We start from the raw sequence: 26,108 nt of genomic DNA on the forward strand, positions 1-26,108 counted from the left end.
GCGATCGGTGGCGTTTGTATCCGGGTGTAGCAGTGTTACTCAACGACTTCACAAAAAGCGGGTGGTATAGTCTCTTGCACTTTTGGTCACGAGGTCTATCCATTTCTTAAGTCTGATTTTTTAAGCTAGGCCGCGTCTTGAATGGATGACAGTTTGTCAGTCTGTGTTTTTTGCCGTGCGTTTTTGACATGGCGAGCAACTTCAGGCTTGGCGATAAACCCCAATTGACGACAGCGAATGCCTAAGCAGATTTTTTAGCCGAAGATTTTTGGATGCACTAAGTTGAGCGGACTTCAACACGCTGAGAAAGAGGCCATCGCCTCATTCAGGTCATCTAAATTCTGAATTGACAAACCAGTTGTTTTCCCAGGACTGAACTCAAAATGATGAATATTTCTCGCTCTCTTATATTTATCGATGCTGCTATTGATGATTACCAACAACTAGCTGGTGGTGTACATTCCAGCGTAGACGTCGTTATTTTGCGTCCCGATATTAATGCTATTCAGCAGATGACAGCGGCGCTCCGGAAAAACCGAGAAATTAATGACGTTCATATTGTTGCGCACGGATTGCCGGGTTGTTTGTTCTTGGGGAATGAATCACTGAGTTTGGCTACGGTGGAGCGCTATGGGGCTGAGTTGGATCAGTGGTTCCGCTGGACAGATGCGGCTAAGTCACAGCAGCCAACGCTACGAATTTATGGCTGTAATGTGGCGGCGGGAGATGCGGGAGCAGAATTTTTAGCTAAGCTGCAACAGTTGACTGGGGCAGCTATTTACGCGTCTCAGCAGTTGGTGGGTAGTGCGGCCCAAGGTGGAACCTGGCAATTAGAAACTGCGATCGCACCTTCTCCTACCCCTAATTTGGCTCAGGATGCCGATGCTCACCGTTCAGCATCGCTTGTTTTCCGTTCAGAAACGCTGCAAACCTACGCTGGTGTATTTGCCGTTCCAACTCAAGCGAACCTGATTTTCAGTCCAGGCTCACCCGTTAATGAAGGCACAACAGTTAACCTCAACGGTACGTTTCAGGATGATATTGGTGAAGCTCACGCGGTTCTAATCAACTGGGGCGACGGCACCACCAGCAACATCAACAATGCCCAGATTTTTGACAGCGGTAGCGGTGTCTATAGCTTCAATATTGACCATGAATATGTAGACGATCCGGCTAGCGGCACCACCTACACAGTCACTGTTACCGTCACAGACGCATTAAATCAATCGTCGGTCACAACTAACCTGTTCACGGTTAATAACCTAGCACCCTCGATTGATCAAGCTAATCCCGTCCTCACTGTCACTGAGGATGCCTTAACGGCTGGAACGTTGACCTTGACCGCCACCGATCCGGGCGACGACCCGTTGGCCTGGTCGTTGACGCAGCCAGCTCAAAACGGTACAGCAACCATCAACCCAACGACGGGGCAGATTTCCTATACACCCAATGCCAACTTTAGCGGCACCGACAGCGTTACCGTACGCGTGGATGATGGAGATGGCGGTACCGACACGGTAACGGTTGCGATCAACGTTACGGCTGTCAATGATGCCCCCAATCTCACAGGGAATGCCCAGCTTTCAGATATCGATGAAGACACGACTAACCCGAGTGGACAAACGGTTTCCGCTTTGTTTGGCGGCGTCTTTTCTGATTTGGATGCGGGATCGTCTTTGGCGGGTATTGCTGTGCAGAGCAATCCAGCTAGCCCCACAACACAGGGACGTTGGCAGTATTCCACCAATGGCGGCGGCAGTTGGTTCAGCATTAGTCCAACCGTCAGTCAAACTCAGGCACTGGTGTTATCGGCCAATACGCAGCTCCGATTCGTCCCTGCACCTGGTTTTAGTGGTGAGCCGCCGGGATTGACCGTGCGGGCCATTGATAACAGCTATACGGGCAACTTTACAGACGGTCAGTTTTCGATCATTACCCGTAACGTCTCGACCAATACGGGTGGCATCACAGCGATCTCGGCTACTACGGGGCTGCTCAATGTGACGGTAATTCCGCAGAACGATCCGCCTGTGATCGATCCGGCTCAGTCCTTCACGATTTCTGTACCCGAAAATTCACCTGCCGAAACGAGTGTTGCGACTTTCTTGGCGACCGATCCAGAAGGCGATCCGATTACCTGGGAACTGATTGATGGCAATGTCGATGTAGACGGCGATGGCGTAGATGCGTTCCGCTTAAGCCCATCCGGCCAACTGATCATCAACGATGCTGATGATCTGGATTTTGAAAGCGGCGTTACGTCCTTTGATTTGGTCGCTGAAGTCACAGATGATGAGGGAGACTCTTCCCAGGCAACATTTACCGTCAACATCACGAATGTTGATGAAGCTCCCATTATTGACCCGGATCAAACCGTCACGTTTTCGCTGGCTGAAGATGCCCCACTGGATACCGTCGTTGGGACTTTGACGGCGACCGATTCCGACGCAGGCTCGGTTTTGACCTGGTCGATTTTGTCGGGCAATGGGCCGGATGGTGACGGAGATACGACGTTACCGTTTGGCATTAATAACAATGGGGAAATCTTTGTCACTGACCCCGATGATATTGACTTTGAAAGCGGCAATACGACCTATACCTTAGAGGTTCAGGTTTCCGACCAGACGGGTCTAACTGACACAGTAACGGTGACGATCAACCTCACGAATGTTAATGAAGCGCCTGAAATCACGACTCCGGTAGGCCCGTTTGACGTACCAGAAGATACCCCTCAAGGAAGTATTGTGGGTGCGATCGCAGCTGCCGATCCAGATGGCGACAGCGTTATTTGGTCAATCACGGCCAATAACCCGGATCTAGACGGCGATGGCAACGGCGCATTTGCGATTGATGGCAGCGGCAACCTGATCGTTAATGATGCAGACGATCTAGATTTTGAAGTACTCCCGAACAGTTTTGATCTGGAGATTTCCGCCGCCGATGCCGATGGCGCAACCGACACCGAAACCGTGACGGTGAATGTCACAGCTGCGAATGAAGCTCCAACTGATCTGGAGCTGTCGGGTAACACTGTTAGCGAAAACGTTTCAGGCGTCACGATCGGGGCGCTAACCGTTACCGATCCAGATGCTGGTGACACCTTTACGTTCTCGACAAGCGATCCTCGCTTCACGGTTGTAGGTAATAATTTACAGCTCACAACCGCGCTGGATTTTGAGACAGAACCCTCTATCACACTGGACATCACCGTCACTGATGCAGGCGGCTTAACGTACACTGAAACGTTTACGATTACCGTCCTCAACGAATCTGAGGTGCCGGTCATTGCTCCAGGTCAAGTGCTGACCGTACCCGAAAATTCACCCGCAGGCACGGAGGTTGGCACCGTAACCGCAACTGACCCAGAAGACGATGTTGCGAACTGGCTGATTCTGGATGCCAGCAATGCCGATGCGGATGGAGATGGCGAATTCGCTTTTGGCATTGATGGTTCCGGCACCATCTTTATCAATGATGCGGACGAAATCGACCATGAGACGACGCCTACCTATACTTTGAGCGTGACGGCCATTGATGAAGATGGCAATACGGCTACCGAAGACGTTACGGTCAATGTCACGAACGTCAATGAGCCGCCGTTCATCACGCCAGGCCAGGTCTTTACCATTCCTGAAAATTCCGCGATCGGCAGTTCAATTGGTACTCCAGTTGTTGTGACCGATCCAGAGGGTAATTTCAATCGATTTAGGATTGTTGACGGTAACGTCGATAATGATGGCGATGGCGTTCTGGCGTTTGGGATTAGGCCAAATGGGCAGCTTTTTGTCCTCGATAATGGTGACCTCAACTTTGAGGTACTTCCCACCACCTACACGCTGACTCTTGAGGCGTCTGATCTGGGTGGATTAACCAGCACCGAGACGGTGACCATCGAAGTCACCAACGTGAACGAACCTCCATCTATTCCAGCCGGTCAAACCTTCGACGTTGACGAGAATTCTCCCCTCGACACGGAAGTCGGCATCCTCGTCGGCAATGACCCTGATGGCAATATTGCCAACTGGCAGATTGTTTCTGGCGACCCCAATGGCGCTTTCACGATCAGCCCCACGGGTGTCATTACCGTTGCTGACCCAGCTCTACTAGACTTTGAAGCTGGCCCAACTAGCTACACGCTGCAGGTGACCGCCACCGATGGTGACGGCGCAACGTCCGCTCCCCGTACCGTCACGATCACGGTCAACAACATCAACGAAGCGCCCATCATCACCGAGCCGCTGCCTGCGTTTAATGTCAATGAGAATGCCGATGATGACACCGTTGTCGGCACGGTCGCAGCCACTGACCCCGAAAACAACATCGTTAGCTGGCAGATTAGCAGCCCTGACAATGACGGGGATGGTACGCCTGCCTTCGCAATTGACAACAACGGCCAAATTACCGTTGCCGATAGCGATGAACTCGATTTCGAGAACGTGATGAGCGTCGATGTCGATGTCACCGTTACCGATGCAGAGGGACTGAGCGATACCGCAACGCTCACCATCAACCTCAATCCCATCAACGAAGCACCCGATGTTGAGCCTGGACAAACCTTTACGGTCTCTGAGGGAGCAACTAACGGCTTCAGTTTAGGTGCGATCGCATTTACCGATATTGATGGCGTTAATGAAGTCGGCACCATTGAAGTCGTCGATAACGACAATGATGGAGAAGCTGCATTTATCGTTGATGCCAACAACGAAATCGTTGTCAACGATGCCGATGAGCTGGACTTTGAAACCACCCAGTCTTACACGCTGGATGTCACGATTACTGATGCCGGTGGCCTCAGCGATACCGAAGCCGTCACCATTACCGTGACCAATGTGGTTGAGCCGCCGGAAATCACACCGGGTCAGGTCTTTACCGTCCCTGAAGATGCAGGTGATGGCGATGCAGTCGGAACGGTAGAAGCCGTTGATTCCGATGGCGATATCGTTGCCTGGGAAATCCTAACGGGCAATGTGGACACGGACGATGACGGGGAACTGCTCTTTGAGATTGACAGTTCCGGCAATATCACCGTTAACGACGGAGATGAACTCGACTTCGAGACGACCCCGTCTTATACCTTAGATTTACGAGTCATTGATGGCCAGGGCAATGAGGATATTGAAACCGTTACGGTGGAAGTTGATAATGTCAACGAAGCTCCGATCATCACTCCCGATCAAGTCTTTGACATCGCCGAAAACTCGCCTCTGAACACTACGGTTGGAACGATTGCTGCAACCGATTTAGAAGGTAATCTGGCGAGTTTCCGCATCGTTAGTGGCAATCCCAACAACGATGGCGATGGAGTTCCTGCTTTTGGCATCAACAATCAAGGCCGTATCTTTGTCACTGATCCGGGCGATCTGAATTACGAAGCGTTCCCCCAAACGTATACGCTGACCATCGAAGCCAGAGATAGCCTTGGGTTAACCAGCACCGAGACGGTGACGATTAACATCACCGACGTAAACGAACCACCGTTTATTCCAGCGGGTCAGACGTTTGATGTTGATGAAAACTCGCCGCTGGGAAGTGAAGTTGGCACAATCGTTGGTAACGACCCCGATGGCGATATCGCCAACTGGCAGATTGTTTCTGGCGACCCCAATGGCGCTTTCACGATCAGCCCCACGGGTGTCATTACCGTTGCTGACCCAGCTCTACTAGACTTTGAAGCTGGCCCAACTAGCTACACGCTGCAGGTAACAGCTACTGACAGCGAAGGGGTTACCTCAGCTCCCCGTACCGTCACGGTCACGGTCAACAACATCAACGAAGCGCCCATCATCACCGAGCCGCTGCCTGCGTTTGATGTCGATGAGAATGCCGATGATGACACCGTTGTCGGCACGGTCGCAGCCACTGACCCCGAAAACAACATCGTTAGCTGGCAGATTAGCAGCCCTGATAATGACGGGGATGGTACGCCTGCCTTCGCAATTGACAACAACGGCCAAATTACCGTTGCCGATAGCGATGAACTCGATTTCGAGAACGTGATGAGCGTCGATGTCGATGTCACCGTTACCGATGCAGAGGGACTGAGCGATACCGCAACGCTCACCATCAACCTCAATCCCATCAACGAAGCACCCGATGTTGAGCCTGGACAAACCTTTACGGTCTCTGAGGGAGCAACTAACAGCTTCAGTTTAGGTGCGATCGCATTTACCGATATTGATGGCGTTAATGAAGTCGGCACCATTGAAGTCGTCGATAACGACAATGATGGAGAAGCTGCATTTATCGTTGATGCCAACAACGAAATCGTTGTCAATGATGCCGATGAGCTGGACTTTGAAACCACCCAGTCTTACACGCTGGATGTCACGATTACTGATGCCGGTGGCCTCAGCGATACCGAAGCCGTCACCATTACCGTGACCAATGTTGAGGAACCACCCGAAATCACGCCAGGGCAAGAATTTACAATTCCTGAAGATGCAGGTGATGGCGATGCAGTCGGAACGGTAGAAGCCGTTGATTCCGATGGCGATATCGTTACCTGGGCCATCCTAACAGGCAATGTGGACACGGATAATGACGGGGAACTGCTCTTTGAGATTGACAGTTCCGGCAATATCACCGTTAACGACGGAGATGAACTCGACTTCGAAACGACATCGTTCTACGACCTGGGTGTGCGAGTCATTGATGGCCAAGGTAATACCGATGATGAGATTGTTACCGTCAATATCGATAACGTCAATGAACCTCCTACTGTCGATCCAGACCAAACCTTTAGCGTTCCCGAAAATTCACCGATTGGGTTTGAGGTTGGCTTTGTCACCGCAACCGATCTAGAAGGTAATCTAAGCGGATTCCAAATTGTCGGTGGCAATCCCGATAATGATGACGATGGCACGTTTGCCTTCAGCATTAGCAATACAGGGCGGCTATTTGTCACCGATCCGGGCGATCTCAATTTTGAGGATTTCCCGACTGACTACACGCTGACCATTCAGGCGACTGATGCAGAAGGTGCTAGCAGCACTGGTACCATCACGGTCAGCGTAACTGATGAAAATGAACCACCCTTCATCGCACCGAATCAAACGTTTGACGTAGATGAAGGTTCACCTCAAGGTACGGTCTTTGGCACCGTCAATGGCGGTGATCCAGATACCGATCCCACTAATCAAATCGCAAATTGGGAAATTGTTGCAGCCACAAATCCCGACAACGATACAGATGGTATCCCCGCTTTTGAAATCAGTCCAACAGGAGAGCTATCTGTATTAGATCCAGATGAGTTAAATGTTGAAGAGTACCCAACCGAATACACTCTGACCGTGCGGGCCGTAGATGGCCAAGGAGATTTCAGCACCCGCGACATCACAGTAACCGTCAATGACGTCAACGAAGCTCCGGTTGTTGATCCAGGTCAGGCATTTACAGTGGACGAAAATGCGGCGAATGGGACAGTCGTTGGTGATATTACATTCTCTGATCCAGATGCTAATGACACCTTTACGGGCAGCATTGCAGTCGTCGATGCGGATGGCGACGGTACCCCCGCGTTCTCGGTTCAAAATGGTCAGATTGTTGTCACCGATGGTGATGAAATTAATTTTGAAACCAATCCAACTTACACGCTGAATGTCACCGTTACCGATGCAGAGGGACTGAGCAGTACGGAAAGCGTCACGATTGGCGTTAATGATGTCAATGAAGCACCTGTTATTACAACAGTTGACCCTGTCGTTTTCGAAATTGATGAGGGGCAACCCGTTGGTGCACCAGTTGGCACCATTGAATTTACCGACCCCGATGCTCCACCGAATGAAGTTAAAACCGTCACGATTAATAGTCCAGATGGGGATGGAGACGGCACACCACTCTTCGCCATCGATCTCAACGGTAATATCACCGTCAATGATGCGGATGAACTCGATTTTGAGCTATTCCCCACAACCTACACTCTGGAGGTTGAAGTTAGCGACGGTGAATTAAGCGATACGACAACCGTCACGATCACCGTCAATGATGCCAATGAGTTACCCGTCATTGATCCGGGCCAAGTCTTTACCGTGGCTGAAACGGCTCCTAACGGTACGGCATTTGGCACAGTTGCAGCGACAGATGATGATGGCACCTTAATCGGCTGGACCATTGTTGGTGGTAATCCAGACAATGATGGTGACGGAGTTGCGGCATTCCGGATCAACTCGGCAACAGGAGCGCTGGTTGTTAATGATCGCGGCGATCTGGATCAAGAAGCGGCAGGCGCTGTGGCTAGCTATGATCTGACAGTTCAAGTTGGAGATGGCATTGGCACGTCTCAGGAAGTGATTACGGTCAATATCGAAGATATTGATCCGCTGAATGATGACTTTGCGAGTGCAATTCAACTAGCAGGAGTCACCGATAGCGATACTGGCAGCAATGTTGATGCAACAGCCGAAACGGGAGAACCTACGCTGAGCATTCCTAACAACAGCGTATGGTGGACATGGACGGCTCCTGCTTCTGGCCTTGTTATCGTTGATACATTTGGCAGCAGCTTTGACACTCTGCTTGGTGTATATACCGGAACAACCGTTGATGCGCTCACTGAGGTTGCATTCAATGATGATGCGACAGGCAGTGTGCAAAGTGAAGTGCAGTTTGTTGCCGTACAAGGTGCAACCTATTACTTCCTAGTCGATGGTTTCCAAGCACAAGCGGGTGACGTTCAGATTAATCTCAACTTTGATGCAAATGAGCCACCTGTTATCGCACCAGGTCAATCTTTCGCGGTACCAGAAAACTCACCGCCGGGAACGGTTGTTGGCACAGTTGCGGCGTCCGATGCCGATGGCACGATCGACAGTTGGGCTATCACGGATGGTAATACCGACTTGGATGGAGACGGTACACCAACATTCTCCATTAGCGATACGGGCCAAATCATCGTCGAAGATGGTGATGGGCTGGACTTTGAATCGAAGACGGTTTTCGAGCTGGAGATTACGGCTACAGACAACTTGGGTGAAGCAACGACCCAGGTGGTGGGAGTTACGATTTCCAATGTCAATGAACCACCAACCGTCACCCCCGGTCTGGCCTTTGATGTCAGCGAAGCGGCTGCCAACGGTACAGTTGTCGGTACTGTCACCGCGACTGATCCAGACGGAAATGCCGATGTTGTGGCTTGGACAATTAGTGATGCAGACAATCCCGATCTCGACGGAGATGGCACTCGTGCCTTTGCTATCAGCAACACAGGCGTAATCACAGTAGCGGATACTGACGACATTGATTTTGAGGCTGCGGCCCCAATCACCCAGCTTACGGTGACGGCCACTGACGCCGGTGGACTCAGCAGCACTGAAGTTATTGGCATCACCGTTACCAATGCCGATGAGGCTCCAGTCATTGATCCGGGGCAAGCCTTTGAGATTGATGAAAATATCGCCGATACGACTGCGGTGGGTACGGTGACAGCCATTGACCCAGAAAACGACATCACCACCTGGGCCATCAGTGATGCGAGCAATCCGGATTTGGATGGAGACGGTACTCGCGCCTTTGCCATTGATGCAACGGGTCAAATTACCGTCGCAGATACCGATGACATTGACTTTACGGTTGCTGACACCATCACCCTAGAAGTCACAGCTACGGATGCTACCAATCTCAGTGATACCGAGTCTGTCGTTATCAATATCAACGACACAAATCAGGCTCCGGATATCCTAGATGGACAAGTGTTCGACGTGCTGGAGAATTCGGCGACTGGCACAGCCGTTGGCACTGTTGACGTAGATGATTCTGATGGCAACCTTGTGAACTGGGAGATCACAAGCGGTAATCCTGACACCGATGGTGATGGTTCGCCTGGGTTCACGATTAACAGTGAGGGTGTGATCACGGTTCTCGATGGCGATGAGTTGGACTTTGAAACGGCCCAAAGCTACGACTTAGAAGTTACCGTCATTGACAGCTTTAATGCGTCTGATACCGCTACGGTCACGGTTCAAATTCAGGATGATAATGAGTCACCAACAATTCAAGCAGGACAAACCTTCTCGATTGATGAGGGAGCTGCGCTAAGTACTTCAATTGGTTCTGTTGTTGCAACTGATCCAGATGCAGGCGATAGCTTAACCTGGGCTATCACAAGCGGAAACATCAACCCAGACGGTGACGGAGCGGCTGCATTCGGCATTAATCCGACAACCGGAGAGCTTTTTGTTACTGATGGTAATGATATTGATGCCAGCACTAACGCCAGCGTCAACCTAACTATTCAAGTGACAGATGAGGCTGGTAATACTGATTCAGAAACAGTTGTGATTAATGTCAATGACATTAATGAACCACCTGTTATTCCTTCAGGCCAGCAGTTTACGGTGGGTGAAAATGCTGCCAATGGTGCGGAAATCGGTACGGTTGCCGATGAAGATCCAGAAGGTAATGTTACGGCCTGGTCTATTGTTTCGGGTAATCCTGACAACGATACAGATGGCAATGCTGCCTTTGCTATTGACAACACAGGATTGCTAACGGTTGCCGATGCGGATGATTTGGACGCCGAGTCGTTCCCTGGTCCTTACACTGTTCGGGTGCAGGCAAATGATGGAGAGTTTACGATTCAGCAGGATATTACGATCAATATCCAGGATGAAAATGACCCACCAGTTGTTGATCCGGATCAAACGTTTGAAATTAACGAAGGATCACCAAACGGTACGGCAGTTGGTACGGTCACCGCAACAGATCCGGAAGGTAGCATAGCTGGTTGGGCAATTACGGCAGGTAATCCTGATAACGATAATGATGGAACAGCGGCTTTTGCCATCAATACTGCAGGGCAAATTACCGTTGCAGATAGTAATGAGATCAACTTTGAGAACCTGAACAGTTATTCCTTGACTGTCAGAGCAACAGATAATGCTGGTGCGACTAATACTGGTACTGTCGGTATTACTGTAAACGATGTGGATGAGGCTCCGCGTAATTTACAGCTTCAGGCAATTCCAAACACGTCAACAAACTTTACGGTTAATTTAGCGGGTAGTTTCGTTGATCCCGATCAGGGTGATCCTCATACCGCCACGATTCAGTGGGGCGACGGTACGGCACCTACAACGCTGAATTTAGCCGCTGGTAACACATCTATCAATGGATCTCACGTCTATACAACGCCAGGAAACTTTACCGTATCTGTTACGGTTGCTGATGCAGTTGGTCAGGTTCAATCAACCCAGTCGGTCCAGGTTGGTAACTCTGCATTCCCTGATTTCAATCGTGATAATTCACCTGATGTTGCTTGGCGGAATATTTCGACCGGACAGAATTCACTGTGGTTCTTAGACGACAATACACGGATTGGAGGTGGTGCACCTCCGGCTGTTGCGGGTGCAAGCTGGAGAATTGAAGGCATTGGTGACTATGACGGAGATGGTCAAGATGATCTAGTTTGGCGAAATAGTGCAACTGGTCAGAATAGCGTTTGGTTCATGAATGGTACGAGTCGGATCGCGACGACTGCGCTTAATCCAGTGACCGAGGCTGGTTGGCAGCTGCAAGGTGTAGGAACATTCCAGGCCAACAGCGCACGTCGTGATGATTTGGTTTGGCGAAATCAAGTCACGGGCCAGAACTCAATTTGGATCATGAACGGTACAACTCGAACTGGATTCGTTTCGATTGATCCAGTGACAGATACAAATTGGGAAATTGCTGGTGTGGGCAATTTCGATGGTGATGGTCGCTTAGATGATGTGGTTTGGCGCAATTATGCAACTGGTCAAAATGTGGTCTGGTTTATTAATGCAGATGGTACCAAGAGCACGCAAGCACTGCCGATTCTAGCCGATACCACTTGGCGGATTGAGGGCGTTTCTGACTTTGATGGAGATGGCCGAGCTAATGATCTGCTCTGGCAGAATCGCAATACAGGGCAAACGACAACTTGGTTTATTGGTAATGACTTTACCCGCCAGGGAGTACAAGCTCTGAATCCGCAAGTGAATGATGCTAACTGGAAGGTAGTTGTCTAATTAATTCTTAAGTTGGGATGCGATCGCACTTTTTACTACCTTCTATTACCTTGTAGATCGCACCTCTAAATTCACCTTTTGATTAAGTACCAAACGCAAAAGCCCTCTGTTTCAGAGGGCTTTTTTCTTACGTATTTTGCATTACTGCTGGAACCAGGCGGCTAAGGCGACGGCCAGCGCATCGGCGGCATCATCAGGACGGGGAATAGTGGGCAAATTCAGTTCGCGGGCAACGGCTTCTTGAACTGCTTGCTTATCGGCATTGCCATAACCTGTCAGTGCTTGCTTAATTTGAGCAGGGGTAAATTCGATAAACGGAAGCTGATGCTGAGCCAGGACAAGCATAATCACGCCACGAGCTTGGGCGACCAAAATAGTGTTGCCCATGCGATAGAAAAACAATTTTTCAATGGCTACTAGATCCGGTTGGGTTTGTTCAATTAGGGCATTGAGATCGTCATAAATGGTGCAGAGCCGATCGCCTAGTTCGGTATGTTTGGGCGTTTCAATGATGCCAAAGTCATAGGGAATCGTGTGTTCTTGATGACTTTTGGATGTCCGGGGATGGCATTCAATAGCGCCAAAACCTAGAATCGCTAGTCCTGGATCAATGCCGAGAATTCGTTTCATTCGGGAAATCAAGTAGAACTGTGAGTTGCGGAGCCTGTGGATGTGCGATCGCAGATCTGGCAGCGGAAGCTAGTGATTTTCCAGGGGTGAATGGTGGTTGTTTGGTTTGAGAGGGGTGAAGGTTGATGATTGATAGGTTCTTCTAAGAGATTAACGGCTTCAACTTGTGTTAAATCCAATCTGTTTTTTAGTTCAATTTCAGTTAGCTGACCACCAGATTCGTAGCCGCGAATAATGATGTATTTGGGATTTGATTCAGCGGGTTTAACTGCGGATAAAATCCAGGAATTGTTATCATTATTCGGCGTAGAAGTTGAGAGGAAACTGTTAAGGGTTGGTAGGTTTGTTGTTGGCTCAGTCGGTGACTGCATGGCCGTGGTTGACGATAAATTGGGATACCAAACGAGCAATGGGCGGTTTAGTTCGTAGCCCCGCTGAACGGTTTGAGCTGTTTGCCAAGTCTTGGCATGGGGATAGAGGGCATAGGTGAACTGGTGTTCGCCTAAATCGGCTTGCGGGTCGGGCCATTCTGAACCGCGCAGCAGCGTCAGGCGCAGACAGTTGGGCTGGCTATCGTAGCCGTATTTACAGTCGTTTAATAGGCTAACGCCGTAGTTGGGTTGATGGTTTGGGGTGTTGCTGGGCGGGGTGTCAGGAGTTGGGATGTTAGAAGTCGATGTACTCAGATCGGCCCAGCGGAGGGCGGGGACTTCCCATTTGGCTTTTTCGGCGGGCGTAGTGGGCTGAGTAGGCCGAGTGATTGCACCGTAGGGAATTTCGTAGGTGGCGGAGTCAGATGCGATCGCAAGTGGAAATGCGGCCTTGACCAGGACGTGCCGCTCTTGCCAGTTGACTTTGGTAGCAATTTTGAGAATGGGTGAATCGGCTTCGAGGATGTAGTCCTGCTGAAAGTCGGACTGGCCGATGCGGCGCACGACGCGGATGCACTGGCGCAGGTTGCCCTGTTCCAACCAGTTGATACTGATTAACTGACTCGGCGGCAGGGGATGGGATTGATAATCGGGGTCGATATTCCAAGCGTCCCAATATTGGCCTTGATCTTGGAAAGCTTGAAGCTGGTTGCCGTTACCGCCGAGCACAGGGCGCTGGTTGACCTGATCGAAAACTTGGGCGATGTCTCCAGTGGTTGGGTCGAGGGTGACGCGGAGGAATGGGTTTTGGAGGTGGTATTGAGTGGGTGGGTTGATGGGTAGATGGGTAAATGGGTGGATGGGTTGCGATCGCACTAGCCAGATGACTCGATAGCCGATGGATGGGACACTCGGAATTTGGGCGAGGAGGGTTTGGGGTGTGTGGGAGGGTTGGGTGGTTAATGGCTGATGATTTTGGTCGAGTACCTGCCAGTGATCGAGGGGGGCATCTAGGGGGAGAGTGAGTTCGACAATGTGCGATCGCACCCAGTTGCAGGGGTTGAATACTACAACTGGCACGGCATCCGGCGCAGGTGGTTGGCTGAAATCAATTTGCGCGGCGATGGTGACTAAACTGCGATCGCGGATCTCTAGCGCCGTACTTTGAGCCTCTTGCCACATTTGATTGGCATCGACAAAGACTTCGGGAATAGCGGAACCGGGCAATATGTCGTGAAACTGGTTAAACAGCACGTTTTTCCACGCTTGTTCTAGCTCCTGCGCCGGATAGGGCGTATCCGTCAGCAAATACGCAACTGTGGCGTAGAGTTCCGCTTCATAGAGCCGATCTTCACAGCGGCGGTTGAACCACTTCTGGTCAGCGTGGGAGGTGTAGCAGCCGCGATGGAATTCCAGATAGAGTTCGTCGTTCCACACGGGTAACGGCGGCTCGGCGGTGCTGACGGACTGCTCAAGCTGCTGTAGATAGGCGAGTGCCGAGATAGACTGTAGCTCCGGAAAAACGGGAGACGCTTGCCAGCGCTGGGCAATTTCTAGCATGTCGCGGGTGGGGCCGCCACCGTGATCGCCGATTCCCGGTAGCCAAAAAGCCGATGACTGCTGGGTTTGCGCTTCCCACTGGCAGGCGTATTGGGCGAGTTTGACTGGCTCAATCGACTCCCCAATTGGCGGCGACATCAAGCTAAAAATCTGGCTGCCGTCGGGCGCTTGCCACTGAAAAATCTTGTGAGGGAACTGGGTCGAATCGTTCCAGCGCAGTTTCTGCGTCACAAAGTAGTCAATGCCGCCCTGCTTCAGGATTTGCGGTAGCTGCCAGCAAAAGCCAAAACTGTCCGGCAACCATGCGATCGCACTTTTAACGCCGAATTTTTCCTGTGTATATTGCTGCCCGTAAAGCACCTGACGCACAATCGATTCGCCGCTGACGGTATTGAACTCTGGCTCCACCCACAGTCCGGCGATGATTTCCCATTTCCCGGCCTGCACCTGCTGCTGAATCTGGCTGAACAGCTCCGGACGATTTTGCTCCAGCCAGTCATAGAGGGCAGGGCTAGAGTGACCAAAAATCAGGTCAGGAAAGTCTTTTTGTAGGGATAGGGCGGAGGTAAACGCGCGCTCAGCGGCATCCCAGGTGTCGCTCAGCGGCCACAGCCAAGCCATGTCTAAATGGGCGTGCCCCAAATAGTTGATCTGTCGCTGTTTCAGCCAGTCCTGCCAGCGGGTGAGCTGTTGTCGAATTTGGGCAAGGCTGTCATGAAACGTGCCCCGATCGGGCAGTACATTCCAGGCAATTTGCCGAACAATTTGAGTCAAATCTGAAAGCTGATCCGGCTGAAAATGGGTTAGATATTCCCGCACCACCGCCAGTTCATCGGCCACGAATCCCGGTTCTGGCGTCGGTAAATCGAGCGTGTTGGGCACCTCATAGATTAAGTGCGATCGCACCAGTGCCCCGTCATCATGACCAGGACTCACCAGCCGAATCGCCAGCGTAAACGCTTGACCCGGCTCAACCGCTGCACTGAGCTGAATGCGCGTGAAGTAATCAAACAGATCGCCTTCCTGCACCCGTTGACCATTGACGTAAATTTCAGCCACTTCTGCCCACCAGGCCACCGAAAACCGCAGGGTCAAGTCAGTGACCGGATAGCGCTGCACCTGCTCCGGCACCACAATCTGCTGCACCAGCCAAACCACCTGCTGACCTTTGCTCCAGGCAATATGCTGCCGATCATTCAGGGGTGCAATCGGCTCGTTCTGCCAGGGCAGACGCTCTAATTCGGCAATGGAAACATCCTGAAAAATCCAGTGCCAAGCTGACTGAATATCCGGTTGGGAAAGGGTGCGTAAATGTGCGATCGCAGGTTCAAGTTCAGCTTGGTACGGCTCAATGGCTTGGGAATCGAGTACAGCATCAGCGGTCGGGCGCGAGGTGGCATCGGAGGTCGTCATAGAGGAAACCGATCTTATACAATCAGGTCAGCGGCAGCATCATCATGCCGTTATCATTCCGCATCGGTCAACTGCTTCGTCCGTTGGCTCGATTTGCTTGATGCCCGATTCGTCACACCCCTTGCCATTATGAGTTCTGGCCCCTACCAAAGTCGCTTGCTTAACTTCCTGCTGCGCCAGTCCCGCCAGCTGGCTGACAAATCAAGCGAGACTGCCCGACGACTTAAGATTGCGACGGTTTGGGGCGCTCAGGCCGTGCTCTATCCTATCTACGCGCTATTTCAAACGACGCGCGTTGCTGGCAAGCAACTTGGGCCAGTGGGGCGATTTATGACTCGTTTCCGGCTGGGATCAGCAAAAACGGCAGATACCAATCCTGATCACCCTTCAGCCAATTCAGAGCAGCCGAACGACGCTTGGCTGAATGACGACACCGAAATTCCCACGCTACCCGCACCGGATGCGCCTGTATTCAACGTGCTACAGGCCATCAAAGCCTTGTCTCTACCGAAGGTGCAGCAGCGCTCGGTCAAGCTGACGGTGCAGGCCACCCAAACGCTGGACGGACAACCCGCTGCTGGCATTTTGGATATGCCGGATTCGGCGGAACTAGCCACCCAGCGGACGCAGATTCGCGGCATCGCTAGCCAGCTTCTCAATCGGACGCTGGTGCTGATTAGCGATCGCAACGAAATTATCGACGTTCTCTCCAACGCGCAACAGCAGCAGCTCCGTACCCGCATCATTTGGGAACTGGAGCAGTACGACCACCAAATCCAGCAGGTGCGTTTACTCGGCCAAACCCAGATTCGCGCCGAAGCGCTACCGGGCAACGGCATCCGGGGACTGCTGCCAGTGCGCCGCTTCCAGCAGCTTATGGCCTGGGTACAGCAAAGTCCGCTGGCGGTTGGCCTCAACATTTTTCAAGAATCGGCCCTGCTGCCCTCGCCAATTGCATCACCCCAGACGGCGTTACCGCGCACGGTGGCTCAGTCGCTGCGACTGCCCGTTCCCGACCAGCTTGACTACACCATGGCCCGCCTAGAAGCGGCGGACATTTCCCCCATTGTCGATTCAACCACCTCCCTCTTCCAGCGCGGCAAGGCGTGGTTCCTCAAACACTTCAACCGCAGCTTGTCGTCCGAGCTAGCTGTTTCTCACGTCTCTGATGCAAATTCAAAGACCGCACCCGCCAATCCAGACCCCGCGCAAGACTGGGAACTCTATGCGCCCAAGCCGTCCATGCCGCCATCCTGGCTGGCTAAGCTAGCCCAACCGCGATCGCTGATCCGCCGCTCCCAACCCGCTGGATCTCCTGAGATGACGGAACCTAACTTAGACGAGTTATCGCAAAAAGTGCGATCACACATTGCCAACAACCGCCGCCCCAGCTCTCCCTATTCCCAATCAGCAGCTATTTTTTCGTTCGGTGCCTCGCTCACTGCGCCCACTGAAACCCAGAGCCAGTCTACGGATCGAACAACTCAAAGAACTGAAGCAGCCGCTCTTACCAATCCCCAACCCACGCCGATGCAGTCTTCATCTACGGCAACGACGACACCGTCAGCCGGGCTCAGCCACCCAGAGCAAACCTCTGTACCCGATGTCACCTGGCTAGAGGCAAAAGTCTCCTTTGTCGGCTATGTCAAGCATCCCCTCGAGCGCATTCTCGAATGGCTGGATCGAATTATGCTCTGGCTCGAAGATCGATTAATTAATTTGGGCAAATGGCTCAGGCAACTTTGGCCAGTTTAATCTACTAAATAGCTAGTGAACTGAGTTGGTTATGAACAGATAGGGCTGAATAGATGGGACTAAATTAGGACGGAATAAGTAGGACTGCGATCGCAATTCTGGTTATGCTAGTTACATCAGGGTGTTATGCCACTTCTACAGTTTTGGAAAACGATGTTACGCCAGTGGAGTTTAATAATGGCACTGATTATGCTCCTTTCGTAGTGTATGGATTCTAATTCTCATCAGCCTAAGTTCTCTCAGGAAATCAAAACCTTACTTGAGCAACTAGCGCACCATCCGCTGACGCTATCTCACGTGCTGAAAACAACGTCGGAAAGAGGATTCAGCTTAGTCATTGGGCTACTGGTTCTACCTTTTCTGTTTCCAATGCCGCCAGGATTGACGACGATTTTGGGCTCAGCCTGCCTACTGTTATCGGTACAAATGACGCTGGGACGACGTTCTCCTTGGCTACCGCGACGGGTAGCTCAATTTCAGTTTCCGTCACGGCTAGCTCAGCAAATTTTGCATAATCTCAAGCGAGTGACACGGTTTACAGAACGATTTGTCCGACCCCGGTTAACTAAGCTGGCCGAAAGCACACACATTTGGCAAATCAATGGTGCTTGCATCACCTGGCTGACGCTACTGCTGATGACGCCGATTCCATTGACCAATCCAATTCCCACAATCGGTATTCTCATTTTTGTTGTGGCCACCTTGGAAGCCGATGGACTGCTGATTTGCGTTGGCTATGTCTTAACAGGGTTAATTACGAGTATGTTTGCGCTTCTGAGCTATGGCCTGTGGCAAGCACCTGATTTGCTCCTGCGCTAGTTTCAGTGGGTGCAATCCTGGTAGCAAATTGATCGTGGCACTTTGGGTAAAATCTGGATTCTGTTTACGGAATCAGACGGTCAATGAGCATTCAGCTTTTTCAACGGTTGCACCATCAGCTTCAGCAGGGAGATGTGGTGATGGCGACCGTCATCAGCGCCACAGGTTCGGTGCCGCGTGAGGTGGGAGCCAAAATGCTGATTTGGGCCAATGGTGAAACGGCTGGCACAATTGGCGGCGGTGCAGGTGAAGCTAAAGTGATTCAAGCTGCACGAGAAACACTGCAGACGGGACACCCTCAGCGAGTCGAAATTGATTTATCAGGCGCAACTCATCGCCTTACTCAGGGAGTATGTGGTGGGTGCATGCAGGTTTGGCTTGGGCTGTGGTCTGGATCGATAGCCGTCAACCGCGTTCGCGAAATTATCACTGTTCTGTCTGACACCAGCCAATCGTTGCTCCCCTACCTGGTGACACCGCTCGTTGAGTGGGTTGGTGCCACTGCTCCATCGACTCACCCCAAGCAGGCGCTGCCGTATCTTGTTAATCACCAAGTACTGAGCCAGGTTTCAGATTTTGATGATCGTCAGCTAGCCAATCAACCCGCGATCGCAACTGTTCCCTTAACTATCCCCTCACCTATTTCCGACTCAACGCCAACCATATCAGCCTTCATTGAACCCTTGCGCCCCGACTCAATGCTGCTGATTGTAGGGGCGGGACATGTAGGAATTGCCCTCGCTCAAGCCGCTCACTTTGCAGGATTCCGCATCGCCATTCAGGATGAACGCCCCGAATGGGCCACCCCAGATCGTTTGCCGCCGAATACGCAAATCTTGCCCGGTGCGATCGCACCTGCACTTGCTCATTTTTCGCTTTCCCCGAATAGTTACGTGGCGTTGGTAACGCGGGGATATTCCTACGATGTCGCAGCGCTTACCAGTTTGCTGACGCATCATGCTCAGCTACCCGTCCGTTATCTGGGCATGATTGGCAGCCGTAAGCGATCGCAGATGGTTTTCCAATCGTTACGAGAAAAAGGAATTACCGAGTCAGTGATCAGAGCTATCCATGCACCAATCGGCCTAGATATCGGTGCGCTCACTCCAGAAGAAATCGCAATTAGCATCGTTGCAGAACTGATCCAAATACGCCGCCGCAGTGGATGATACCAGCGATTTATCAAGTTGCTTCATCGGGGAAACAATCGTTCCAGACTATCTTGCAGTTGCCGATGAGGATAAATATCGGGCTTTTTGCTCCAGGCATAGTCGAGCGCCTGCTGATAGCTCCAGTGGAGATTTTGTGAGAAACAGTAGGCCACGCCAATTGAGCCACTGCGGCCAATTCCGGCTCGGCAGTGAATCAAAATTTTGCGCTTGCCTTGCTGCCGCTGTTCTTCAATCCATGCGATCGCACGTTGAATCAGTTCATCTGCGATGGGGTGCTGAGCGCCATCGCGCGTGCCTAACTTGCAGTAAGCAATTCCCGCTTCTGGCGCAAAGGTTAGATTGAGTTCTTCCCCCATATTCAGAACGGCATCAATGCCTAGTGACTCAGCTTGGGAAGCAGCAATAAAGTTACCGACATAGACCGAAGGCAAAATTTCGGCATAGCTTGGCCCCTGTGTCCATTGGGCACCAGGTGCAGGTAAATGAATATGGAGCTGGCCATTTTGCTGGAATCCACCGCCCCACTGCCACTGATCCGGCTGAAACTTAGGCCGGACGCGGTAGGTATACTCAAACAGGCCGTCGCTAGTCGGTCGAATATCGTTCTGAAAGTGATAGATCCCTGAGGCGTCTTGCCCGTGGTAGAGCAGATCGACGGCGTGCCATTCCCCTTCGCTATGGTGCTGCGTAATCACATTCGACCAAAGCTGCACCGTTAACTCCTCTGCCGGAACTGGGCTAGCAATTTTTGCGATCGCACTTAGGTTCTCCAACATATACAAATGCATTGAAGACTCTAATGATGGATATAAGGTACAAAATGTGACGGTAGACATAATCCCCTCAGATGAATCAGAAATAATACGTAAATTCGGGTGTTTATTTAGTCTTTGAATTTCCAATAATTTACGTGAATATGATTGTTGATACGATGCTTTTTCCTTGAATTTAAAAGGCCACAAGTGATTACACGGAATTTAAATTCAAGGTGATATAGATCACTCAAAAAATGGGTATGGTCTCGCTAAACTGTTACTAAATTGGATGAGTATATCAGCTCAATTGTCATTAGGGTTTCGCTGGATTTCGGGGTTCCATGTACGCGCAAGCTTATCAACAACAACAACAATCGTCTCAGCCGGCATCTACCGCTGTGTCTGCTGTCGTTGAGCAAATTTTCAATAACCGCAGAATTACGCGCAGTGATCAGCAACGTTTAATGACGCTGTTGTTATCTAAAGATGCTTTGAGTCTTGAAGACCAAAATCAAATTAATCGAGTCTTCGATGCCCTGCGTCGCGGACTATTGCGGGTGGTTGAATAACTGATAGAGCAGGCTATGCTAGCCTGGCAAAAGTAATCTAGGTTGCTGGGAAAAGCAGCGACTAAAAAAGCTGCCATTCTGGAGCTTTAAGCCGCTTAAGTCGCTCAATTCGCAGGGAAAAATAGCTGTTATCCAAACGACTAAAGTTGTGCATTTTGGCGAAGTTAAGGCTGATTGACCAGACCCAAAAATGAGCCACTTGAGTAAAGGATTGCAGCCTATTAATTTCAAATTCTATCAGCGGGTCAATATCTTGATAACCCTCAAAAAAAGCATCGCGAATGCGACGGCTTGTACCTGTGCGGAGAGATATTTCTAAAAATTTGGCCATTTCAAAGGCACGCCAACCGTACCCACACTGGTCGAAATCAAATAGGGTAACGCGGTTATCAGGGGTAAAATGCGCGTTGCCGCTGTGGGGATCGCCCCAGCACACCACCCAGTAGGGAGATTCTTTGGGAAAGCCCTCTAGCTCCTGCTTAAGCTGAGCAATCGTGTCTTCTAAAAACTCCACGTCATGCGGGCGCTGCTGCAAAAATGGCGCGATATTTTCCAGCGCGCCATCCAGCAAATAATCCAGCGTCAGTGGCTGCCGCTGGATACTGGTTTTAAACTGGCAGGATACCTGATGCACTTTACCCAACGTTTCGCCAAGGGTATAAGCCTGAGCTGCATTAAGATCGCCAAAGGCCACTTCTCCAGGCGCATAGATAAACAGCGAAGCGAAGCGCTCACCTTCGGGAGCCGCGATCGCAACATGCAAGTCACCATTGACTGTGAGCAATGGGTATGCAATCGGTAAATGGTGCGATCGCAAAAAGTCTAGGTACTGTAGCTCAAACTCAATTTCGCTCCGAGAACGCCAGTGGTGATGGGACACCCGCAGAATATACTGTGTGGCTTCCGTTTCGACTAAGTAAACATCACTCAGCCCACGATGCCAAAAATGACAGCCTGTAATGGAGCTAACTTCGTACTGAGACAGAACTTGCTGAATTAAGGCATCAGGCGCAAGTGTTGAATAGGCAACCGGAAAGAGATCTCTAACCATGCACGGTTCCCCACAGCGTGGGGACGAACCCATTGCCTATCAATCATACCTGGGAGATTTTGTTCACAGGTCAGGTTTTCCTAGCATTTGCCAATACCAATCTCTCTAATAGACTTCATTGGAAATAAATTCTGGGGGTTGGCAATTGTTTTGTAGCGCGGCCCCGCCGCGCTACAAAACAATTTCCGATAAAGTCTAATAAATACGTACAGGCAAACATGCATCAGTGGTAGTCCTCAAAATCATTACCTGAATACCACTACCGAATAGTTACGGGTTGGTAGCAGATTGCCGTCGATAAAGCTGTCGCTGCCAGCTCAAGAAGTTGGGTTGGCTGATGCGCTGTTGGCTAGCTTGTTGGCTGAGATAGTTGAGATAGCGAGTTCGAGCCGCTTCGACTTCATCAACCGAAACGGCAATTAAACGTGCGATCGCATCCAGCGGCACAGTTTGCACAGATTCTAAGCCAAACCGACGGCAGAGGAAACTATAGAGCTGATTGGCCCGCTTGACGGCAGACGATTCAGCTACAATGCGTTCCAGAATTTGGATACTTTGAATTCGTTGCACTTTGGCAAATTGCCAAGCCGCCATTGATGTTGTCCGGCTGTATTTGACCTGACCAATGACATAGATGGTTTGACAAGCAAATGAATTGGGCGTGGCTAAACTCGCACCTGGCCAAACTAAATCATTAAAAAATCGTCCAGAGAGAATCAGGCCACCTGTGCAGTGAGGAGACAGCGCTAGCGATGGATTGGTATGTACAGCTGAAGGTGGTAGGACTGCTGATCCGGCAGTAGATACAGTTGCAAAGTACGATGAAAGCATGTGGAGATTTCGGTCTGGGGTTCTTCACTCTACGTAGGAATCCAGACGGTTCTGGAGCATCCAAATGAACTCTCCGTGAACTCAGGTAATGAAATCGTGAAGGATTGCCTTCTTATACGCTTTAGCGGTGTTGGCTTGGCCAACACCGCTAAAACTCGCACCAAAATATGCTGAAAAAACTAGAGAGCGCCTAACTCAGTTGCTGCTGGAGCCGCGCAATCCGTTGCCTCTATAGGCTGAGTTGTTACCTGCACAGTCTCAAAGCCCGCTGTCATCAATAGCTGCGTGACGGCAAGCTCCGCTTTTTGATTGGCTTCCATCAAAATTTGCTGCTGACAGGCCGCATCGACCAGTTTTGCTAACGATTCCCGTTGAGCCAGAGACTGAAGTTCTGGGGCCGCATCGGGGCCGAGGCTAAACAATCCCCGGTCATAGTCGTAGACCTGAGAGCGGTTGACATCAATTTTGCTGTCGAGAACTTGGGCAGGTGGCAGTTGCACTTGAACGCTATCGCCGCTGACCTGGATATCGGTCGCTGTAATCGCGCTCAAATCAACCCCAGCCCGCACCTCGCCATAGGCAATGTAGAGCAATGTGGTTTTGCCAATGGTGTATCCGGCAATGGTGCGATCGCGGTGGGCAGGCACAACGGATTCCATGCCAAATACCGCTGTCGTCAGCTCACTGGCTCCCCGAATTTGCTGAAGGACAACTGAGCGCACATCGGCTTTAGCCTCTGATGGTGCAGGCGACAGCATGACGCGCAACCCCTGCCAAAATCGGCCATCCCGCTGAGTAGCAACCAGCAACAGCAGCAGTAGGCAAACTGCGATCGCATTTGTACCCAATGACAAAAAGTGTTTGATAACGCGCATTGGCCCACTCAAAATACCAGGAGAATAGTGCTGTTTCATGGCTGCCCCTAATCCTGTTCTGATTGTAGGTCAAAATTCTTTGGTACAAGCTAACTCATATAAATGCCAGCAACGCGGCATCGCCGCGTTGCTGGCATTACCGATTACTGATTAAGGCGACAAGCGGGCTTTCTTGAGGCGATTGGTTTCGTACCAATCTGCGATCGCAGGTACCCAAGCTTGGAAGTGCGGCCAGATAAATTCACAGAGCTTCTGGGCTTCCAATTGGGCATCGGCTTTCCAGCGTAGGTCGAGCAGGTGCATGAGCGATCGCACATTGGCGGATAAGACCCAGTGTTGCCGCACATCGAACGGAATCAGGCCACGGGCATGCTCTTCAGCAAAACCCTGATCAATCCGCGTTTTGTAGCGGCGACAGGCTTCCAAGCACCATTCCAGATCCTGCCGCCGCAATTCTTCGGTATAGTCATAGTGCTTGCCCTGGCGGTCGGTATAGCTCCCAATGGGACGCAGGTAAAACACGTCTTCGATATCGCGTTTGCCGTTGACAACATCAACGATACGGCTCCCCGTGTACCGGAAAGAGTTGTGAACAACCAAGCCATTCGCAACGAAGTTATGCCAGGGTTCCTCGACTTCGAGGTCGTAGGTCATTTGGCAACCTAAATATTCAACCCGAATAACGCACAGGGCATGGGCTCTCAGCTTGCGTTCATTGGGTTTTGGTTTAGGACTCCATGCCTGTGGCTGGGTAATGGGTTGAAAGTCCGCTGCAAAATCAGCTTCTAAATGGTTGTGATGAATATATTCGTGGCAGTTCTTACAAAGGCTGACTAGATTCCCAAACTCATAGGCCAGTGATTCATCTGCATATACTGGGACAAGATGATGAGCGTGAAGCTGACCGCCTCGGATGCCACAGCGCTGGCAAATATAATCAAATTTTTCATGGATCTGCGGTGCAACTTGGCGAGTCCACGCGCCAATTCGCTCTCGCTCGTCGGATGTTCCTCCTTTCCAAAAATTCGATTCTGCCCCACGCTTGGTGTATTTCGCCGCGTTTTCCCGGCGGCGCTCAATACTATTTGCAGATAGATTTAACTGATATCCTGGCTTACCTTTATTCCAAGGTGTAAACCCTTTTTGGAAAGGAGTTGGTCGCTTATTCAAAGAGAATCCGTAATGGTAAACCCATTTTTTGACTGCCTCAACTGAACAGCCAGCCAGCCGAGCAATTTGATCAACATGCAAACCTTTCTGCAACTGTTCTTCAAGCCATTGCGGATTGCGATACAGAGCATTGGGATTGTAGTTCCAGGGCTTTTGACCAGGCTGAAACTGGGTATTTGGCTGATTGAGCTTTAGCTCAAAGCGCTTTGCCCAATCTTTGACCGTAGTTTCAGAACATTCGGCCAAGTTGGCGATTTCTTGGGTTGTCAATCCGCGCTCAATTTGTTGGCTCAGCCACACTCGATCGCGATACAGTCCTGTCCCAACCGCTATGACACCGTTTGCCATTACGGCACACTGGCGAGTCATACCCACAACTTCGCCGCTTGCCGTTGTTTCTAAACCGACGGCTTCACCCATCGTTTGCCAACCTTGGGTTGTCAATAGGCGATGATTGGTGGTGCAGTCCAGCGTTCTGCCATCTTCCATTGTCAAGCGGTAAACAGGTTGTACTCCGCTGCACATCACATCGCGAATATGGCTCGTTTCAAAGTAACCCGTTTCTTCATTCAGCACCCGCAGGCGCATCTTTTTGAGGCGAGTTTTGCAGTCGCGCCGATATTGACCGGGTGGTTCGCCATTGCGTCCACGAATGTTGCGATCGCGGATTGCTTTTTCACCGTTTGCCCACAAATCGTAAAGCTCTGCGATTTTGTACTTTCTCAAACCGCCAGAGGCATGAACAAACGTGATTTCAGTATCACCAGCGAGGCACTGGACATCAAAGCTCACGCCGACCCGATGAGTCCGAATTTGCTGCATGGTGGAGTGAGGAAACCAGCCGCAGTTCAGCACAATCTGGGGATGCTCTAGGGGGCCGTAGTGGCCACGTCCGCCTTTGAGCAAATTGGTGATCACAATTTCGCCGCACTTTTCTTCGTTGGGCCAGCGATCGCGTTCATTCCAAACGAACGCTTCCGAATAGTCCTGGTGCATGGCAGCGTAAATTGTCTGCTGCGGATTGGGGGTTTGAGCGATAACCTCAACGGTAAAGCGATCCATGACGGTGCGTCTAACTCGACAGGGTTTCTTAGCATACCTGCGATCGCAGTTCTGGAGTTGCGATCGCACACCAAATCTTAATAGACAACTT

At 51.0% G+C, this 26,108-nt stretch carries 12 protein-coding genes; 5 read left to right on the forward strand and 7 right to left on the reverse strand.

The genetic code is table 11. The annotated features are described in order from the left end of the window. Positions 1–383: 383 nt before the first annotated feature. Positions 384–11,984 carry a cadherin domain-containing protein gene (locus AC286M_RS30060; protein WP_488207888.1) on the forward strand — a complete coding sequence of 3,867 codons (11,601 nt, stop codon included), beginning with the start codon at positions 384–386 and terminating at the stop codon, positions 11,982–11,984. 141 nt (positions 11,985–12,125) lie between these two features. Here the strand turns inward: AC286M_RS30060 and ruvC are convergent, their stop codons facing one another. Both ruvC and AC286M_RS30070 read right to left on the reverse strand, forming a co-directional pair. After that, on the reverse strand, positions 12,126–12,614 hold the full coding sequence (gene ruvC / locus AC286M_RS30065) for a crossover junction endodeoxyribonuclease RuvC (RefSeq protein WP_488207889.1): 489 nt from the start codon (positions 12,612–12,614) through the stop codon (positions 12,126–12,128). Positions 12,615–12,622: 8 nt separating this feature from the next. Further along, positions 12,623–15,958, reverse strand: a complete 3,336-nt coding sequence (locus AC286M_RS30070) for an alpha-mannosidase (RefSeq protein WP_488207890.1) — start codon at positions 15,956–15,958, stop codon at positions 12,623–12,625. A 129-nt stretch (positions 15,959–16,087) separates the two neighbouring features. On the opposite strand from AC286M_RS30070, the gene AC286M_RS30075 reads away from it, so the two are divergent. The 3 genes from AC286M_RS30075 (at position 16,088) to AC286M_RS30085 (ending at position 19,701) form a co-directional block, all read left to right on the forward strand. Further along, the gene (locus AC286M_RS30075; protein ID WP_488207891.1) at positions 16,088–17,713 is read left to right on the forward strand and encodes a hypothetical protein; all 1,626 of its coding nucleotides are present in this window, start codon (positions 16,088–16,090) and stop codon (positions 17,711–17,713) included. Positions 17,714–17,920: 207 nt separating this feature from the next. After that, positions 17,921–18,532: an exopolysaccharide biosynthesis protein gene (locus AC286M_RS30080; protein ID WP_488207892.1), complete on the forward strand. Its 612-nt coding sequence runs from the start codon at positions 17,921–17,923 to the stop codon at positions 18,530–18,532. An 83-nt stretch (positions 18,533–18,615) separates the two neighbouring features. Then, positions 18,616–19,701, forward strand: a complete 1,086-nt coding sequence (locus tag AC286M_RS30085) for an XdhC family protein (protein WP_488207893.1) — start codon at positions 18,616–18,618, stop codon at positions 19,699–19,701. A gap of 23 nt (positions 19,702–19,724) precedes the next feature. Here AC286M_RS30085 and AC286M_RS30090 read toward each other — a convergent pair whose 3' ends face one another. Further along, positions 19,725–20,480 carry a dual specificity protein phosphatase family protein gene (locus tag AC286M_RS30090; RefSeq protein ID WP_488207894.1) on the reverse strand — a complete coding sequence of 252 codons (756 nt, stop codon included), beginning with the start codon at positions 20,478–20,480 and terminating at the stop codon, positions 19,725–19,727. 320 nt (positions 20,481–20,800) lie between these two features. On the opposite strand from AC286M_RS30090, the gene AC286M_RS30095 reads away from it, so the two are divergent. Then, on the forward strand, positions 20,801–21,028 hold the full coding sequence (locus tag AC286M_RS30095; protein WP_488207895.1) for a hypothetical protein: 228 nt from the start codon (positions 20,801–20,803) through the stop codon (positions 21,026–21,028). A 61-nt stretch (positions 21,029–21,089) separates the two neighbouring features. Here AC286M_RS30095 and AC286M_RS30100 read toward each other — a convergent pair whose 3' ends face one another. The 4 genes from AC286M_RS30100 to thyX form a co-directional block, all read right to left on the reverse strand. Beyond that, on the reverse strand, positions 21,090–22,079 hold the full coding sequence (locus AC286M_RS30100) for a phosphotransferase enzyme family protein (RefSeq protein ID WP_488207896.1): 990 nt from the start codon (positions 22,077–22,079) through the stop codon (positions 21,090–21,092). Between the two features lie 270 nt (positions 22,080–22,349). Further along, entirely contained in the window at positions 22,350–22,910 is a 561-nt protein-coding gene (locus tag AC286M_RS30105) for a hypothetical protein (protein ID WP_488207897.1), read from the reverse strand. A gap of 179 nt (positions 22,911–23,089) precedes the next feature. Then, positions 23,090–23,824: a DUF4230 domain-containing protein gene (locus AC286M_RS30110; protein ID WP_488207898.1), complete on the reverse strand. Its 735-nt coding sequence runs from the start codon at positions 23,822–23,824 to the stop codon at positions 23,090–23,092. A 111-nt stretch (positions 23,825–23,935) separates the two neighbouring features. Further along, the gene (thyX, locus tag AC286M_RS30115; protein WP_488207899.1) at positions 23,936–26,086 is read right to left on the reverse strand and encodes an FAD-dependent thymidylate synthase; all 2,151 of its coding nucleotides are present in this window, start codon (positions 26,084–26,086) and stop codon (positions 23,936–23,938) included. Between the last annotated feature and the right edge of the window lie 22 nt (positions 26,087–26,108).

The organism is Thainema salinarum CENA647 (assembly GCF_057732415.1).